This is a genomic window from Pseudonocardia nematodicida (assembly GCF_040105385.1).
GTDB classification, from domain to species: Bacteria; Actinomycetota; Actinomycetes; order Mycobacteriales; family Pseudonocardiaceae; genus Pseudonocardia; species Pseudonocardia nematodicida.
The window spans coordinates 464,930-480,789 of sequence record NZ_JBEDNQ010000003.1 but is presented as its reverse complement, the minus strand read 5'-3'; the positions used below and the strand labels follow the sequence as shown (position 1 = coordinate 480,789).

General features: G+C 73.8%; 15 protein-coding genes. 2 read left to right on the top strand and 13 right to left on the bottom strand.

Annotation, left to right across the window (positions count from 1 at the left end):
* Nucleotides 1–10 precede the first annotated feature (10 nt).
* Nucleotides 11–688 (bottom strand): MtrAB system response regulator MtrA, encoded by a 678-nt coding sequence (mtrA, locus tag WIS52_RS09670; RefSeq protein ID WP_349297790.1) that lies wholly within the window; start codon nucleotides 686–688, stop codon nucleotides 11–13.
* 58 nt (nucleotides 689–746) lie between these two features.
* Nucleotides 747–1,403, bottom strand: coding sequence for a dTMP kinase (locus WIS52_RS09665; RefSeq protein ID WP_349297789.1), 657 nt, complete (start codon nucleotides 1,401–1,403; stop codon nucleotides 747–749).
* A 124-nt stretch (nucleotides 1,404–1,527) separates the two neighbouring features.
* Here WIS52_RS09665 and WIS52_RS09660 point away from each other — a divergent pair, with 124 nt between their 5' ends.
* Nucleotides 1,528–3,204, top strand: a complete 1,677-nt coding sequence (locus tag WIS52_RS09660) for a thiamine pyrophosphate-dependent enzyme (protein ID WP_349297788.1) — start codon at nucleotides 1,528–1,530, stop codon at nucleotides 3,202–3,204.
* A gap of 13 nt (nucleotides 3,205–3,217) precedes the next feature.
* Here WIS52_RS09660 and WIS52_RS09655 read toward each other — a convergent pair whose 3' ends face one another.
* The 5 genes from WIS52_RS09655 to ald all read right to left on the bottom strand — a co-directional run bounded on the left by WIS52_RS09655 (nucleotide 3,218) and on the right by ald (nucleotide 9,636).
* Nucleotides 3,218–3,694 carry an NUDIX hydrolase gene (locus tag WIS52_RS09655; protein ID WP_349297787.1) on the bottom strand — a complete coding sequence of 159 codons (477 nt, stop codon included), beginning with the start codon at nucleotides 3,692–3,694 and terminating at the stop codon, nucleotides 3,218–3,220.
* A 57-nt stretch (nucleotides 3,695–3,751) separates the two neighbouring features.
* The gene (gene ahcY / locus WIS52_RS09650; RefSeq protein ID WP_349297786.1) at nucleotides 3,752–5,239 is read right to left on the bottom strand and encodes an adenosylhomocysteinase; all 1,488 of its coding nucleotides are present in this window, start codon (nucleotides 5,237–5,239) and stop codon (nucleotides 3,752–3,754) included.
* Nucleotides 5,240–5,530: 291 nt separating this feature from the next.
* A complete protein-coding gene (locus tag WIS52_RS09645) occupies nucleotides 5,531–6,835 on the bottom strand; it encodes a glutamate mutase L (protein ID WP_349297785.1) in 1,305 nt (434 codons plus the stop codon).
* 66 nt (nucleotides 6,836–6,901) lie between these two features.
* Complete coding sequence (locus tag WIS52_RS09640) at nucleotides 6,902–8,446, bottom strand: amino acid permease (RefSeq protein ID WP_349297784.1); 1,545 nt, start codon at nucleotides 8,444–8,446, stop codon at nucleotides 6,902–6,904.
* Between the two features lie 89 nt (nucleotides 8,447–8,535).
* Entirely contained in the window at nucleotides 8,536–9,636 is a 1,101-nt protein-coding gene (gene ald / locus WIS52_RS09635) for an alanine dehydrogenase (protein ID WP_349297956.1), read from the bottom strand.
* Nucleotides 9,637–9,758: 122 nt separating this feature from the next.
* Here ald and WIS52_RS09630 point away from each other — a divergent pair, with 122 nt between their 5' ends.
* Nucleotides 9,759–10,244, top strand: a complete 486-nt coding sequence (locus WIS52_RS09630; protein WP_349297783.1) for an Lrp/AsnC family transcriptional regulator — start codon at nucleotides 9,759–9,761, stop codon at nucleotides 10,242–10,244.
* Here the strand turns inward: WIS52_RS09630 and WIS52_RS09625 are convergent.
* The 6 genes from WIS52_RS09625 to WIS52_RS09600 all read right to left on the bottom strand — a co-directional run bounded on the left by WIS52_RS09625 (nucleotide 10,238) and on the right by WIS52_RS09600 (nucleotide 15,847).
* Entirely contained in the window at nucleotides 10,238–11,176 is a 939-nt protein-coding gene (locus WIS52_RS09625) for a cation diffusion facilitator family transporter (RefSeq protein WP_349297782.1), read from the bottom strand. The two genes, WIS52_RS09630 and WIS52_RS09625, sit on opposite strands and share 7 nt — an antisense overlap.
* Before the next feature lie 66 nt (nucleotides 11,177–11,242).
* Nucleotides 11,243–12,460 carry a mannose-6-phosphate isomerase, class I gene (gene manA, locus WIS52_RS09620; protein WP_349297781.1) on the bottom strand — a complete coding sequence of 406 codons (1,218 nt, stop codon included), beginning with the start codon at nucleotides 12,458–12,460 and terminating at the stop codon, nucleotides 11,243–11,245.
* Between the two features lie 16 nt (nucleotides 12,461–12,476).
* Nucleotides 12,477–13,583, bottom strand: a complete 1,107-nt coding sequence (locus WIS52_RS09615; protein WP_349297780.1) for a hypothetical protein — start codon at nucleotides 13,581–13,583, stop codon at nucleotides 12,477–12,479.
* The gene (locus tag WIS52_RS09610) at nucleotides 13,580–13,804 is read right to left on the bottom strand and encodes a Trm112 family protein (RefSeq protein WP_349297779.1); all 225 of its coding nucleotides are present in this window, start codon (nucleotides 13,802–13,804) and stop codon (nucleotides 13,580–13,582) included. The genes WIS52_RS09615 and WIS52_RS09610 overlap by 4 nt, the downstream gene beginning before the upstream one ends.
* A gap of 115 nt (nucleotides 13,805–13,919) precedes the next feature.
* Complete coding sequence (gene manB, locus WIS52_RS09605) at nucleotides 13,920–15,389, bottom strand: phosphomannomutase/phosphoglucomutase (RefSeq protein ID WP_349297778.1); 1,470 nt, start codon at nucleotides 15,387–15,389, stop codon at nucleotides 13,920–13,922.
* Nucleotides 15,390–15,493: 104 nt separating this feature from the next.
* Nucleotides 15,494–15,847 (bottom strand): DUF3499 domain-containing protein, encoded by a 354-nt coding sequence (locus WIS52_RS09600; RefSeq protein ID WP_349297955.1) that lies wholly within the window; start codon nucleotides 15,845–15,847, stop codon nucleotides 15,494–15,496.
* Nucleotides 15,848–15,860: the final 13 nt, after the last annotated feature.

Below are 15,860 nucleotides of genomic sequence, written 5' to 3'. Positions count from 1 at the left end.
GTCCCGGCGATCACGGAGGACCGGCCTTGTACCCCACCCCGCGGACGGTCAGGACCACCTCGGGACGCTCCGGGTCACGCTCCACCTTGGACCGCAGTCGCTGCACGTGCACGTTCACCAGCCGGGTGTCGGCGGCGTGCCGGTAGCCCCAGACCTGCTCGAGCAGGACCTCGCGGGTGAACACCTGGCGCGGCTTGCGCGCGAGCGCGACCAGCAGGTCGAACTCCAGCGGGGTGAGCGCGATCGGCTTGCCGTCCCGGGTGACCTGGTGGGCCGGCACATCGATGTCGATCTCGCCGATGGCCAGCTGCTCCGCCGGCTCGGCCTCGTTGCGCCGCACCCGGGCCCGGATCCGCGCCACCAGCTCCTTGGGCTTGAACGGCTTCACGACGTAGTCGTCGGCACCCGACTCCAGGCCCAGCACCACGTCCACCGTGTCGCTCTTCGCGGTGAGCATCACGATCGGGACGCCCGACTCCGCGCGAATCGCACGGCAGACGTCGATGCCGTTCATCCCGGGCAGCATCAGGTCGAGCAGCACCACGTCGGGCTGGGTGTCCCGGACGGCGGGCAGCGCCCGGGTCCCGTCGGAGACGACGGCGGTCTCGAACCCCTCGCCCCGCAGCACGATGGTGAGCATCTCGGCCAGGGCCGGGTCGTCGTCGACCACCAGTACGCGCGACTTCATGCGATCCAATATCCCACCCTCGGTTCACGGACCGACCCGGGGATGTCCGTTCCGGAGGTCAGCCGGGGTCACCGAGCAGCCCTACGGCCAGCTTCGACGCGGACAGGCCGGCACTCCCGGTCGCGTCGAGCACGGTCCACGGGCTCAGCCAGGACGCGGTGGCGAGCGCCCGGTAGGCGACGTCGGTGCGTTCCTGCAGGCCGTCGTCGCTCTCGTAGGCGTCGCGGGCCCGCCCGGGTTCGGCGGCCTCCCGGCGGCGGGCACGCTCCGCGGCGACCGCCCGCGGCGGCGCGAGCAGCAGCTGGTGGTCCGGGACCGGGATCCCGAACCGGTCGATCTCCAACCGGCGCACCCACTCGACGATCTCGCCGTCGGCGGGCTGCGCGGTGCGGGCGGCGCTGTAGGCGGCGTTCGAGGCGACGTAGCGGTCCACCAGGACGACGTCGTGGGCCACCAGCAGCTCGCGCAGCCCCGGCGCGGCGTCCCGGCGGTCCAGCGCGAACAGCACGGCCATGGCGTGCACCGAGGAGGACAGGTCGCCCAGCCGGCCGTAGAGCGCGTCGCGGGCCAGCTCGGCGTGCACGTCGTCGTCGTAGCGCGGGAACGCCGTCCCCGCCACCGAGGCGCCCGCCGCACGCAGGGCCGTGGTCAGCGCCCCCGCGAAGGTGCGCTTGCCCGCGCCGTCCAGACCCTCGATGACCACCAGCCGTCCCACGGCGGCGACCCTAACGAGCCGCGTCACGTGACGGCGCCGACCCTGCGGTCCTGCTCGTGCGCGGGTACCTGGGGCACCATCACGGGTGGCGAGGATCACGACGTCGGGCGATCAGGAGGAATGCGTGAGCGAGGACCAGTTGCACCCGGGCCTGCCGCCGTCCCGTGCGGTGGGGGCGGCCGCGGTCGAGTTCCTGGCCGGCGCCGGCGTGCGGCGCTTCTACACCGTCCCCGGGGAGAGCTTCCTCCCGATCCTCGCCGCGGTGGCGGCCGACCCGCGGCTCACGCTGGTCTCCACCCGCCACGAGTCCGGTGCCGCGTTCATGGCCGAGGCCGACGCGAAGCTCACCGGCGTGCCCGCGGTCGCGATGGCGACCCGCGGGGTGGGCGCCGCCAACCTGGCCATCGGGGTGCACACCGCCTTCCAGGACAGCACGCCGATGATCGTCCTGTTGGGACAGGTCGAGACCGACCACCTCCACAAGGAAGCGTTCCAGGAGGTCGACCTGACGGCGTTCTTCGCCCCGATCGCGAAGTGGGCGGTCACCGCGCACCGCGCCGACCGGGTGCTGGACCTGCTCGAACGCGCCTGGGACCGGGCGGTCTCGGGCCGCCCGGGGCCGGTCGTCGTCGCCCTTCCCGCCGACCTGCTCGACGAGCGGACCCGGCAACCGGTGGTACCGCCCGCTCCCGCCACGTCCGGCGAGACCCTGCCGCCCGCGGCGCCCGACGCCGTCGCCCGGCTCTCCGGGCGGATGCTCGCCGCCCGGTCGCCCGTGATCATCGCGGGGAGCGGTGCCCGCGGCGCCCAGGAGGCTCTGCGGACCGTCGCCGAGCGCCACTCCTGCGGTGTCTACACGGGATTCCGGCGCCAGGACGTGTTCCCCGACGACCATCCCCTCCTCCTGGGCCATCTCGGGCTGGGTGGCGGGCCGACCACGCAGGCGCTGCGCGAGGCGGACCTGGTCGTGCTCGTCGGCAGCCGGCTCGACGAGGTCACCAGCCAGGGCTACACGCTCCCGGCGCCCGGGACCGACCTGGTGCAGCTCGACAGCGAACCGTCGACGCCGGGGACGGGGGCCGTCCCGGTGCAGCGGCTGCGCGCCGACGTCCCCGGCACGCTGCGCGCCCTCGCCGAGATCGCCGTGACCGGCGGGCGTCGGGACTGGTCGGTGGCCCGTGCCCGCTACCTGGACGCGGTGGCCGAGCCCCCGGCCGCGGACACCCCGGACGGCGGGCTGGACCCGGCCCGGGTCGTCACCGCGCTACGGCGGGCGCTGCCGGACGACACCGTGGTCACGAACGATGCCGGGAACTTCGCCGCCTTCGTGCACCGCTACTGGCGCTTCACCCACCCGCACTCGCAGCTGGGGCCGGTGAACGGGGCCATGGGGTACGCCGTGCCCGCGGGGGTGGCCGCGGCGCTGGCCGAGCCCGGGCGATCGGTGCTGGTGACCGTCGGCGACGGCGGGTTCCTGATGACCGGCGCGGAGGTGGAGACGGCCGTGCGGACGGGTGCCGGCCTGACGGTCGCGGTGTTCCGGAACGGCCTCTACGGCACGATCGCGATGCACCAGGCCCGGACCTACGGCGCGCTGGCCGGGGTCGACATCGGCCCGGTGGACGTCGCCGCGGTGGCCCGCGGTCTCGGCGCGCACGCGATCACCGTGACCACCGAGAAGGAGCTGCACGCCGCCGTGGAGGAGGTGGCGGCGCGGGGACCCGGCGTGACCGTCCTGGACATCGTCACCGACCCCGACCTCATCGCCCCCGGCCGCCGGCTCTCGGACGACCTGACCTGAGCCCCGGGACCGGTCAGCGGGCGCCGAGCGCCCCCACCCGGGGCCAGGTCGCCGCGAACCCGGGGTGCAGGTCGAGCTCGTCGAACAGGTCGGTCCGGACCCAGCGCAGCTCGGTGCTCTCCGCCCCGCGCACCGCGACCGGCCCGGACCGCGCCGCCCGCGCGACGACCGTCGTGTAGGCCCAGCCGCCGTGGTCGTCGACGAACTCGTCGACGACGCGCAGCGCGCCGGTGTCCAGGTCGCTCTCCTCGGTCGCCTCCCGCAGCGCCGCGACCCGGGCGGTCTCGCCCCGGTCGCGGGCGCCGCCGGGGATCCCCCACGTGCCGCCGTGGTGGCTCCAGCCGGCGCGGTGCTGCAGCAGCACCCGGTCCACGCCGGCCGGGTCGGCGCCGTCGCAGTGCCGGACGAGCAGCCCGGCCGCGCCGAACAGACCCCAGTGCCGGTGTCCCAGCGCGCAGTGCACCCAGCCGTCGCCCGACAAACCCGTCACTCGTGAGTGGTTATCACGGCTGGAGCCGCGACAACCACCCACGAGCACTGCGTGCCGTCAGTACCGGTAGTGCTCCGGCTTGTACGGGCCCTCGACGTCCACGCCGATGTACTCGGCCTGGTCCTTGGAGAGCTTGGTCAGCTCGCCGCCGAGCGCCTGCACGTGGATCCGGGCGACCTTCTCGTCGAGGTGCTTCGGGAGCCGGTAGACGTCGGAGTTGTACTCGTCGGCCTTGGTGAACAGCTCGATCTGCGCGATCACCTGGTTCGAGAAGCTGTTCGACATCACGAACGACGGGTGGCCGGTCGCGTTGCCCAGGTTCATCAGCCGGCCCTCGGACAGCACGATGATCGAGTGCCCGTCCGGGAAGATCCACTCGTCGACCTGCGGCTTGATGTTGATCCGGCGGATGCCCTCGACCCGGGCCAGGCCGGCCATGTCGATCTCGTTGTCGAAGTGGCCGACGTTGGCGACGATCGCCTGGTGCTTCATCCGCTTCATCAGCTCGACCGTGACGATGTCCTTGTTGCCCGTCGCGGTGACCAGGATGTCGGCCTTCTCGATCACGTTGTCGAGAGTGTTGACCTCGTGGCCCTCGAGCAGCGCCTGCAGCGCGCAGATCGGGTCGACCTCGGAGACGATGACGCGCGCGCCCTGGCCCGCCAGCGCCTCGACCGAGCCCTTGCCGGTGTCGCCGTAGGCGGCCACCACGGCGACCTTGCCGCCGAGCAGCACGTCGGTGGCCCGGTTCAGGCCGTCGATCAGCGAGTGCCGGATGCCGTACTTGTTGTCGAACTTCGACTTGGTGACCGAGTCGTTGACGTTGATCGCCGGGAACAGCAGCTCGCCGCGCTCGGCCAGCTGGTACAGGCGGTTGACGCCGGTGGTGGTCTCCTCGGTCACGCCCCGGATGTCGGAGTTGATCGTGGTCCAGCGCTGCGGGTCCTCGGCGAGGCTGCGGCGCAGGGTCTCGAAGACGACGCGCTCCTCGTCGGAGACGGTGAGGTCGTCGTCGGCGAACGTCGGCACGACGCCGGTCTTCTCGAACTCGACGCCCTTGTGCACCAGCAGGGTGGCGTCACCGCCGTCGTCGAGGATCATGTTCGGGCCGACGACGTTGCCGTCGGCGTCGCGGAACTTGAACAGCTGCTCGGTGCACCACCAGTAGTCCTCGAGGGACTCGCCCTTCCAGGCGAAGACCGGGACACCTTGCGGGTTCTCCGCGGTGCCGTTCGGGCCGACGACGGTCGCGGCGGCGGCGTAGTCCTGGGTGGAGAAGATGTTGCAGGACACCCAGCGCACGTCCGCGCCCAGGCTGACCAGGGTCTCGATGAGGACCGCGGTCTGCGTGGTCATGTGCAGCGAGCCGGCGATGCGGGCGCCCGCCAGCGGCTTGGCCTCGGCGTACTCGCGGCGCAGGTCGATCAGGCCCGGCATCTCGTTCTCGGCCAGCCGGATGTCCTTGCGGCCGTACTCCGCCTCGGCGATGTCGGCGATCGCGAAGTCCAGGCCGCCTGCGTTCTGCAGCTTCGGGTGATCGGTCATGGGGTGGGTGCGCCTCCTCGGGCGATCATGTCGGACTCGTCCGTGCGGACGGGATGGACGCTCCGCGGGGAGGGAATGCGATCAGGACCCGGACGGGTCACGTCGGCCCTCCCTCCTCTCGGAGACAGGCGCCCTTTCCTCGTCCGTGTCGGGCCGGGCCCCGAGCGTGGCGATCCCCCGCGCCCGCACTGGCGCGGCGACCGCTGCAGCGCCTCTCGGCGCCCGGCTTCTCGCGTCCTCCATCGTTCCCACCGGGGCCGGTGGGTGTCAACCGGGCGGCCGCCCCGGTGATCACCCGGCGAACCGCTCCCGGAGCAGCTCGCGCGCGGCCGCCTCGCGGCCGTGCCGGGCCAGCAGCCCGGCCGGGGCGAGCACCGACTCGACGTCGATCCGGACCTCGGCCGCGGCGAGCGCGACGGCCAGCGCGGGGTCGTGCCGGACGGTCGCGGCCGCCGCCGCGAGACCGGCGGCGTCCCGCTGCCGGAACACCCCTCCGGTGAGTACGACGAGACCGATCTCACTGCGTTCCCGATCGAGCGGGTGCTCGTGCCCCAGGAGGCCGCGGTGCCGCAGGTGCCGGCGCAGCGCGACGACGGCGGCGACCGCGGCCAGCCGGCGCTCCTCGGCCGCCTCGCCCCGGTCCGCGGGCACGGACGGGCCCGCCGAGGCGAGCGCGGCCGCGGCCGGACCGAGCAGGTCGGCCTCGACCGGGTCGACGACGCCCTCGGTCTGCGCGCCGACCAGCACGCCCTCGGCGGCCGCGCGGATCCCGAGATCGCCCTCGACCGTCGTCGCGTACGGGTCCCCGGCGTGCACGTCGGTCGTCTCCGAGCCGACGTCGACGACCAGCACACCGGTACCCGCCCCGCGGGCCAGCACCGCCGCACCGGCGGCCACCGCCTCCGTGGTGCGGGTCGGGGCCGGCTCGCCCTGGCGCGCCGGCCCGGGAACCTGCCGCGCGTAGAGGTCGGCGACGGCGTCGCGCACCGGCCCGGCGACGATCTCGCCGCGGCGCGGGGTCACGTTCGGGCACGGGGTGACGGTGCGCCCGCCGGCCCGCAGCAGGCCGAGCGCGTCGTCGCGGGCGGCGGCGTCCACGGCCAGCAGCACCGTCCACGGGCCGCGGCCGCGGGCGAGCCGGCCGGCGTTGTGCAGCAGCACCCCGGGATCACCGCCGTCGGGGCCGCCGAGCAGCAGCACCGCGCCGGGGCGGGCACGGGCCAGCGCCCGCACCGCGTCGGTGTCCAGCGGCCCGTCGTGCACGCTCACCACCCGGGCCCCGGCCGAGTGGCACACCCGGTGCCCGGCCTCCTCGGTGGTCAGCCGCTCGGTCCCCACCACGGCCAGCCGCAGCGGGCCGCCCGCCGACGAGCAGGACAGCACCTCGGGGGCGGCGGCACCGGACCCGGCCGAGGCCGCCGCCGCGGCGACGGCGGCCTCGATACCGGAGCGGACGTCCGGCGTCGTCGGGTGCTCGGCGAACCCGGCGGGCGTGCCGTCCGGGCGGACCAGCACCGCCTTCGTCCAGCAGGAGCCGACGTCCAGGCAGACCGCCGGGGCGGTCGGCTCGGCGGCCCCGGGCCGCGGATCGGTCATGGACGGCGAGCGTACTGCGGCCGGGGCGGTTCCATGGCCGTCCGACCCCCGAACCCAGCCAAATGATCATCCGGCCGGGTCGCGGGCCTCGGCCTGCGCCGGCAGCTCCCCCCGCTCGCGGCGCCCGAGGATCGAGTGCGCCCGCGAGTAGCCGAAGTACACGATCACCCCGACGATCATCCAGATCACGAACCGCAGCCAGGTCTCCACCGACAGGTTCAGCATCAGCCAGACGCACGCCAGCACCGACAGGATCGGGACCAGCGGGACCAGTGGCGTGCGGAACCCGCGCGGCAGCTCCGGCCGGGTCCGGCGCAGGATCACCACACCGATCGAGACCAGCACGAACGCGAACAGCGTGCCGATGTTGACCATCTGCTCGAGGTCCTGGGCCGGGAAGAACGTCGCGACCAGCGCGATCACCGCGCCGATCAGGAAGGTCGCCCGCCCGGGCGTCCCGAAGGTGTTGGTCCGCGCCAGCCCGGTGGGCAGCAGGCCGTCCCGCGACATCGCGAACAGGATCCGGATCTGACCCAGCATGAGCACCATGACCACGGTGGTCAGGCCGAGCAGCGCACCGAGCGCGATGATCGTCGCCGCCCAGTTCACCCCGAGCGTGGCGAACGCGGTGGCCAGGGTGGCCCGGGTGCCGTCCGGCTTCGTGGCCAGGTCGGTGTAGGGCACCATCCCGGTGATCACCAGCGCGACCGCGACGTAGAGCACCGTGACGATCGCCAGCGAGCCGAAGATGCCCCGCGGCAGCGCCTTCGCCGGGTTGCGGGTCTCCTCCGCGGTGGTGGCGACCGTGTCGAACCCGATGAAGGCGAAGAACACGATCGCGGCCGCGGCGAAGACGCCGTAGAGCCCGTACACCGACGACGACGCGCCACCGAAGAACGACAACAGCGACTGCTGGATGCCACCGCCCTCCTCGACGGTGCCCGGCGTCGGCGGCGGGATGAACGGCGTGTAGTTCGCGGCCCGGATGTAGAAGAAGCCCAGCACGATCACGAACAGCACGATCAGGACCTTGATCCCGGTGATCACCATGCTGACCCGGCTGGACAGCTTGGTCCCGCGGTAGAGCAGGAACGCGAGCACGACCACCAGCAGCAGCGCGCCCCAGTCGAACGAGAAGAAGCTCCCGAGCGCGAACGAGGTCGGCACGTCCGCGCCGAGCAGCCCGAGCACCTGCTGCAGGTACTCCGACCAGCCCTTGGACACGTACGCCGAGCCGACCGCGAACTCCAGGACCAGGTCCCAGCCGATGATCCAGGCGATGAACTCGCCGAAGGTGGCGTAGGAGAACGTGTACGCGCTGCCCGCGACCGGCACGGTCGAGGCGAACTCGGCGTAGCAGAGCGCCGCCAGCCCGCACGCGATCGCGGCGAGCACGAACGACAGCGACACCGCCGGGCCCGAGATGTTCCCGGCGGTGCTCGCGGACAGCGTGAAGATGCCGGCGCCGATGACGACGGCGACCCCGAAGACGATCAGGTCCAGGGCCCCGAGTTCCTTCTTCAGCCGGGTCGACGGTTCGTCGGTGTCCCGGATGGACTGTTCTATCGTCTTGGTCCGGAACATCCCAGCGTTGCGGTGCGCAACTGTCATGAGCAGACGTTACGACTGCAACGATCTCCGCGCCAGAGCGCCGGTACGACTCCCGAGGGATTTGCGACGCAGTGTCCGATTCCCGGTCGTCAGACGGTCCCGTACTCCATCCCGTGCGCCTCGGCCACCTCTTCGGACAGCAGCACACCGCCGTGTGTGGACAGGCCGCCGGCGAGCACCGGGTCGGCGTCGGTCGCGGCGCGCCAGCCCTGGTCCGCCAGCCGCTTCACATACGGCAGCGTCGCGTTCGTCAGCGCCCGGGTCGAGGTGTGCGGCACCGCACCCGGCATGTTCGCGACGCAGTAGAAGACGGTGTCGTGCACGGCGTAGGTCGGTTCGGCGTGCGTGGTGGGCCGCGAGTCCTCGAAGCAGCCGCCCTGGTCGATGGCGATGTCCACCAGCACCGCGCCCGGGCGCATCTGCGCCACGAGCTCGTTCGGGACCAGGGTGGGAGCCTTCGCCCCGGGCACCAGCACCGCACCGATCACCAGGTCGGCATGGGTCACCGCCTCACGGACCGACAGCTTCGTGGAGTACTCGGTGCGGACCCGGCCGGCGTAGCGGTCGTCGATCGCGCGGAGCTTGTCCACGTCGATGTCGAGGACGGTCACCTGCGCCTGCATGCCGGCCGCGATCGCGATCGCGTTCGCGCCGGAGACCCCGGCCCCGAGCACGACGACGTCGGCCCCGGGCGCGCCGGGGACGCCGCCCATCAGCACGCCGCGACCGCCGGCGGAGCGCATGAGGTGGTAGGCACCGGCCTGCGGCGCCAGCCGCCCGGCGACCTCGCTCATCGGGGCGAGCAGCGGCAGCCGGCCGTCGGCGGTCCGGACGGTCTCGTAGGCGATCGAGGTGGCGCCCGAGGTCAGCAGCGCCTCCGTGCACGACCGGGACGCGGCCAGGTGCAGGTAGGTGAACAGCGTGAGGTCGGAGCGCAGGAACCCGTACTCGGACTCGATCGGCTCCTTGACCTTGAGCAGCAGCTCCGCGGAGCCCCACACCTCGGCGGCGTCGGACAGGATCTGCGCGCCGGCCTCCTTGTAGTCGGAGTCGGCGATCGCGGAGCCGGCGCCGGCGTCGTGCTCGACGAGGACCTCGTGCCCGCGCGCCACCAGCTCGTGCGCACCGGCCGGGGTCAGCGCGACCCGGAACTCGTTGTCCTTGGTCTCCTTCGGCACTGCCACGCGCATGTCGTTCTCCTCGCACTCGGGGTCGACACCCATCATGAAGATACCGCTGTAGTCTGCCAATCTCACCGACGATCATTCTCCGAGATGGCGACATGACCGACAGATCTTCACGTGATGGTGCCGTGCGGTCCGCCGCGTCGAACGACGTTCGACCGGCCCCGGCGCTGGACCCGACCGACCGCGCGCTGCTGCGGCTCCTCGAGCAGGATGCCCGCACGCCGAACAACGCACTCGCCGAGCAGGTGGGGATCGCCCCGTCGACCTGCCTGGGCCGGATCCGGGCGCTGCGCGAGCGCGGCGTGATCCGCGGCTACCACGCCGACGTCGATCCCGCGGCCACCGGGCACCCGCTGCAGGCGATGATCTCGGTCCGGCTGCAGGCCGACGCCCGCAGCCGGCTCGCCGAGTTCGTCGACCGGGTGTCCCGGCTGCCGGAGGTGCGCGACGTCTACTTCCTGGCCGGCGACGACGACTACATGCTCCGCGTCGCCACCGCGGGCACCGTCGCGCTGCGGGACCTGGTCGGCGCGCTGAACTCGTACCGGGACGTGGCCGGCACCCGCACCGCGCTGATCTTCGAGCACCACCGGGCGCCGGACACCTACTGACCCCCGCCCGTCCCGACCGGGGTCCGGTCCAGGTCCGGCTCCAGGTACATCAACCGGACCTCGGGGACCGCGGCGCGGACGCGGGCCTCGGCGTCGTCGATGGCCCGGGCGACCCGTTCGACCGGCAGCCCGGGGCTCAGCGCGATCTTGGCCGCGACCAGCAGCTCGTCCGGGCCGAGGTACTGGGTACGCAGGTGGATGCACCTGCGGACGTCCGGCACCGCCTCCAGCTCGGCCACGATCCGGTCCACCACCGGGGGCAGCGCACCCTCCCCGATCAGCAGGCTCTTCATCTCGACCACCAGCACGATCGCGATCACCGCCAGCAGCAGCCCGATGCCGATCGTGCCGACCGCGTCCCACACCGGATCGCCGGTGAGCACGGTGAGCCCGATCCCGCCGAGGGCCAGCACCAGACCGATCAGCGCACCGAAGTCCTCGAGCAGCACCACCGGCAGCTCGGGCGCCGTGGCCTGCCGGATGAACCGCCACCAGCTGCGGTCCCCCTTGAGCGGGCGGGACTCGCCGACCGCGGTGCGGAACGAGAAGCCCTCCAGTCCGATCGCCACCAGCAGGATGACGACGGCGACGAGCGGGCTGGTCAGCGGCTCCGGTGCGGCCAGCTTGTGCAGGCCCTCGTAGATCGCGAAGACCGCGCCGAGGGTGAACAGCAGCAGCGCGACGACGAAGGCGTAGAAGTAGCGGTCCCGCCCGTAGCCGAACGGGTGCTCCCGGGTCGCCGCGCGGCTCGCCCGCTTCCCACCGAGCAGCAGCAGGCCCTGGTTGGCCGTGTCGGCGACCGAGTGCACCGCCTCGGCCAGCATCGACGACGCCCCGGTGACCGCGAAGCCGATGAACTTGGCCACCGCGATCCCGAGGTTCGCGAGCAGCGCCGCGATGATCGCCTTCGTCCCGCCCCCGCCTGCCGACACTCGCCCACCCCGCTCCGCGACCGTTGCGCGATGCAGCGTAGCGGGGAGCCGGCGGGCTCTACCGGATCAGAGCCCGTCGCCGGCCAGGAAGACGGTGGCCCCGCGCTCCCCGGTGCGCAACGTCGCGCCGGAGTCCGCCGCGGCCAGGTACACCGCGCGCCCGCGGGGCAGCTCCAGTGGCGGCGCTCCCGGCGCGTCCACGACGACGTCGCCGTCGGTGCACAGCAGGATCCGGGCGCCGCTGCCGGGGACGTCCAGCTTGTCCCGGGCCCCGGCGTCGGCCCGGCGGAGCAGGAACTCCTCGACCGGCACGTCGTAGCGCTGCCAGCCGTCGGCGTCCGGGTCGGCGCCGGGGCGGCGCACCGGGGGCGGCGGGGCGTCGAAGTCCAGCACCCGCAGCAGCTCCGGCACGTCGACGTGCTTGGGCGTCAGCCCGCCGCGCAGCACGTTGTCCGAGTTCGCCATGAGCTCGATCCCGGCGCCCGACAGGTAGGCGTGCAGGTTCCCGGCCGGCAGGTAGAGCGCCTCCCCCGGGGACAGCACGATCCGGTTGAGCAGCAGCGCGGCCAGCACCCCGGCGTCGTCCGGGTAGCGCTCGGAGAGGTCCAGCAGCATCCGGACCTCACCGGTCCACTCACCGGGGCCCGCGGCCAGCAGCCGGACGGCGCCGTCCTGCAGGGCCGGGACCAGCCCGTCGAGCACCGACTGGGGCAGCGTGATCCAGGTGGTGAACAGCGCGCGCAGGCCGTCCGGGCCGGGCTGGCCGGCGAGCAGCTCGGTGTAGGACGCCAGCTCCGGCACGTCGAGCGCGCGCAGCAGCTGCACGGTCCGGGCCGGCTCGCGGAACCCGACCAGCGCGACGAACTCGGTCAGCGCGCAGATGAGCTCCGGCTTGTGGTTGGCGTCGCGGTAGTTGCGGTTCGGCGCGTCGACCGCGATCCCGGCGGAGTTCTCCCGGGCCCAGCCCTCGCGGGCCTGGTCCAGGCTGGGGTGCGCCTGCAGGCTCAGCGGCTCCTCGGCCGCCAGCACCTTGAGCAGGAACGGCAGCTTCCCCGCCCAGCGGTCCCGGCCCGGGCCGAGCGCCGCGGACGGGTCGGCGGCGATGAGCTCGTGCAGCGGTCGTGGCGCGCCGCCGGACCGCACCGTCGAGGGCGCGGCCGGGTGCGCGCCCAGCCACATCTCGGCCTGCGGGTGCGGTGACGGGACGGCCTCGCCGAGGAGATCGGCGATCACCGTCCGCGAGCCCCAGGCGTAGGTCCGGATCGGGTTCTCGAGCAGTTCCACGGGTCTTCGCAAGTCCTCAGGTGCTCAGCGGGGCCCGGGTGGCAAGGCCCAGGTAGACGGCGGCGATGTCGGTACGCAGGGCGAGCACACCGGCACGCAGCAGGACGGCGTCGCGGGTGCCACGCGGAACCTCCTCGACCGGGTGCGCCAGGTCGGCGTTCGGCCACTCGCGGCCGAGGAGCAGGCGGCTGACCTGCTGCGGGTCCTCCTCACCGGCTCCCAGCAGGACCAGCCGCACCGGCGGGGCCGCGGCGCCGGGCTCCGGGTCGTCGAACGGGTCGCGGAAGATGTCGCTCTCCCGCTCGGAGAGGTCGACGGCGAGCCGTAGGCCGGGCAGCGTGCCCGCCTGCCCCAGGTCCGCCGCGTGCGCGACGACGCCGGCGTGCGCGGCCAGCGCGCTCGCCCCGTGCCCGGCGACGGCGGTCGCGGCGGCGTCGGCGCCCCACAGCAGCGGGGTCCGCTCGGCCAGCCGCAGGGCCAGCGACTTCGCCGGGTTCACGAACGGTTCGTGGCCGGGCTGGCTGCGCTCCGCCTCGGCGTCGAGCGCGTCGGCGAGCGCGTCGAGATCACCGCCGCCGGGTACCGGCGAGATCAGCTCCAGCTCCATCACGGTGGTCAGCACGACGGCCAGTGCCTGCGCGAACCCCAGGCCCTCCGGCAGCGGGATGCGCGGCTCCACCAGGCGGGCCCGCCCGGCACCGGCCTGGGCCACCGGCCCGGCGTCCGGCGCGGACAGCACCACCTCGGCCCCGCGGCGGACCGCGACGGCCACCGACTCGGCCAGCTCGGCGTCGGCCGGGTCGGCGGTGTGCGCGACGACGACGTCGAGCGGCCCGATCCAGCCCGGCACCCGCTCGGCCTGCACCACCGGGACCGGGCAGCGGTCCCCGAGCAGGGCGGTCACCAGGTCGGCGACCGCGCCGGAGACCCCCGGCCGGCGCAGCAGCACCAGCGCCCGCGGCCGGTGGCCGCGCAACCGTTCGAGGCCGGCCTCCCGGCAGGCGTGCGTCGCGGAGCGCACCTGGGCCCCCGCGGTCGCCGCCGCCCGCAGGACGCCGGTCGTGTCCCGCGCGGCCAGCGACTCCGGATCCGCCAGCAGCGTGTCGTCGAGCACCGCGGTCACCCGTCGTTCCCGCCGGTGGGATCGGCCGGCCCCGTCCCGGGCAGCACCTCGTCGAGCAGCAGGACCGGGATCCCGTCGGTGACCCCGAAGCTTCGACCGCACGCCTCGCAGGTGAGGACGTCGGCTCCGGGGTCGGCGGCGGTGCCCGGGCGCAGCGGGGCGTGCGCGTCGCACGGGCAGGCCAGGATCTCCACCAGCTGGGGGTCGAGCTGTAGTGCCACGGTTCTCCTCGTCGTCAACTCTCGCAGCCGATGCTGCCATCGCGGGCCACCTGCGCGCGGCAGCCGACCGGGGTACCCCGGGTGGGCGGGCGGCAGGAACGCGGGCGGGCCCGGCTCAGGCCCGGACGACCGCGAGCACCTCGTCGCAGAGCGCGCGGACCCCTGCCTCGTCGGCCGCCTCGACGTTGAGCCGCAGCAGCGGCTCGGTGTTGGAGGCCCGCAGGTTGAACCACGACCCGTCCGGCAGCGAGACGGTGAGCCCGTCGAGGCGGTCCAGCTCCACGCCGGGCCGGGCGCCGTAGTCCCTCTCGATCTCCGCGACCGTCGCGGCCTGGTCGGCCACCGTCGAGTTGATCTCACCGGACGCGGCGTAGCGGTCGTAGTCCGCCATCAGCCCGGACAGGAGCTGGTCACTCTCGGCAGCGCGGTGCTCGCCGGGCGCGCCTCCGGCGCGGTGCTCGCCGGGCGCGCCTCCGGCGCGGTGCTCGCCGAGAGCGGCCAGCAGGTGCAGCGCGGCCAGCATCCCGGAGTCGGCCTTCCAGAAGTCCCGGAAGTAGTAGTGCGCGGAGTGCTCCCCGCCGAACACCGCCCCGGTCTCGGCCATCGTCTGCTTGATGAACGAGTGCCCGACCCGGGTCCGGACCGGGCGGCCGCCGTGCTCGGCGACCAGCTCGGGCACCGCCCGGGAGGTGATCAGGTTGTGGATGACGGCGACGCCGTCCTCGCCGCGGGCCCGCGCCTTGCCCAGCTCGCGGACGGCGACCAGCCCGGTGATCGCGCTCGGGCTCACCGCCTCACCGCGCTCGTCGACGGCGAAGCAGCGGTCGGCGTCGCCGTCGAAGGCCAGGCCGAGGTCGGCCCCCTCCGCGACGACGGCCTTCTGCAGGTCGACGAGGTTCGCCGGGTCCAGCGGGTTCGCCTCGTGGTTCGGGAAGGTGCCGTCGAGCTCGAAGTACAGCGGCACGACGCGCACGTTCAGCCCGTCGAACACGGTCGGGACGGTGTGCCCGCCCATCCCGTTGCCGGCGTCGACGACCACGGTCAGCTCGGGCCCGGCGTCCAGCGACGAGAGGTCGACCAGCGAGCGCAGGTAGGCCGCGTACGCGTCGAGCATGTCCTCGGATCGGACGGTGCCCGTGGTCCCGGCAGCGGCGGGGACACCGTCGGAGAGAAGACGCCCGGCGTCGTCCCGGATCGTCGCCAGCCCGCTGTCCTGTCCGATCGGCACCGCACCGGCCCGGCACAGCTTGACGCCGTTGTAGCGGGCCGGGTTGTGACTGGCGGTGAACATCGCGCCCGGCAGGTCGAGCGACCCGGAGGCGAAGTAGAGCATGTCGGTGCTCGCGAGTCCGATGTCGACGACGTCGAGTCCCTGGGAGGTGACGCCCTCGGCGAACGCGGCCGCCAGCGCCGGCGAGCTGTCCCGCATGTCCCGCCCGACGACCACCGCCCCGGGCGCCGGGGAGTCGCCTGCGACCAGACGGGCGGTCGCCGCGCCGAGCGCGCGGGCCGTCGGTTCGTCCAGCTGGTCGCCGACGACACCGCGGATGTCGTAGGCCTTCACGATCGCCGAGAGGTCGGGCACGACGCCTGACCCTAGCGCAGCGCCGTCACCCGTCGGCGCAGGTCTCCCCGCACGATGCGCCGGGTGACCGGCCGTGCACGTCCGGTCGAGAACCGGTGTCCCGGCTAGTCGTCCTCGCCGGGCGTCGGCAGCACCCGCAGGTGCCCGCGCCGCCCGGTACCGCCGGGGCGGGCCACCACCTCGACCGGCCGGTCGACCCGGCCCGCCTCGCGGACGGCGTCGGCGAGCGCGGTCAGGTCCTCGCCGGTGTGCTGCGGCGGGGCGAACTCCCCCTCGAACCGGACGACCTCCCAGCCGCGCGGGGCCGTGAGGTTGTGCGCATGAGGGGTGCACAGGTCGTAGGAGTGCGGTTCGGCCTGCGTGGCCAGCGGGCCGACGACGGCGGTCGAGTCGGCGTAGACGTAGGTGAGCGTGGCGACGGCGAGCTCGGTGCAGCCCGTCCGTGAACATCTCCGCACACTCAACACGCCC

Coding starts and splice junctions, on each gene's coding strand:
- WIS52_RS09645 (WP_349297785.1), bottom strand. CDS start 6,835: ATGACCGATCCGCGGCCCGGGGCCGCCGAGCCGACCGCCCCGGCGGTC.
- ald (WP_349297956.1), bottom strand. CDS start 9,636: ATGCGCGTGGCAGTGCCGAAGGAGACCAAGGACAACGAGTTCCGGGTC.
- WIS52_RS09640 (WP_349297784.1), bottom strand. CDS start 8,446: ATGACAGTTGCGCACCGCAACGCTGGGATGTTCCGGACCAAGACGATA.
- mtrA (WP_349297790.1), bottom strand. CDS start 688: ATGAAGTCGCGCGTACTGGTGGTCGACGACGACCCGGCCCTGGCCGAG.
- ahcY (WP_349297786.1), bottom strand. CDS start 5,239: ATGACCGATCACCCGAAGCTGCAGAACGCAGGCGGCCTGGACTTCGCG.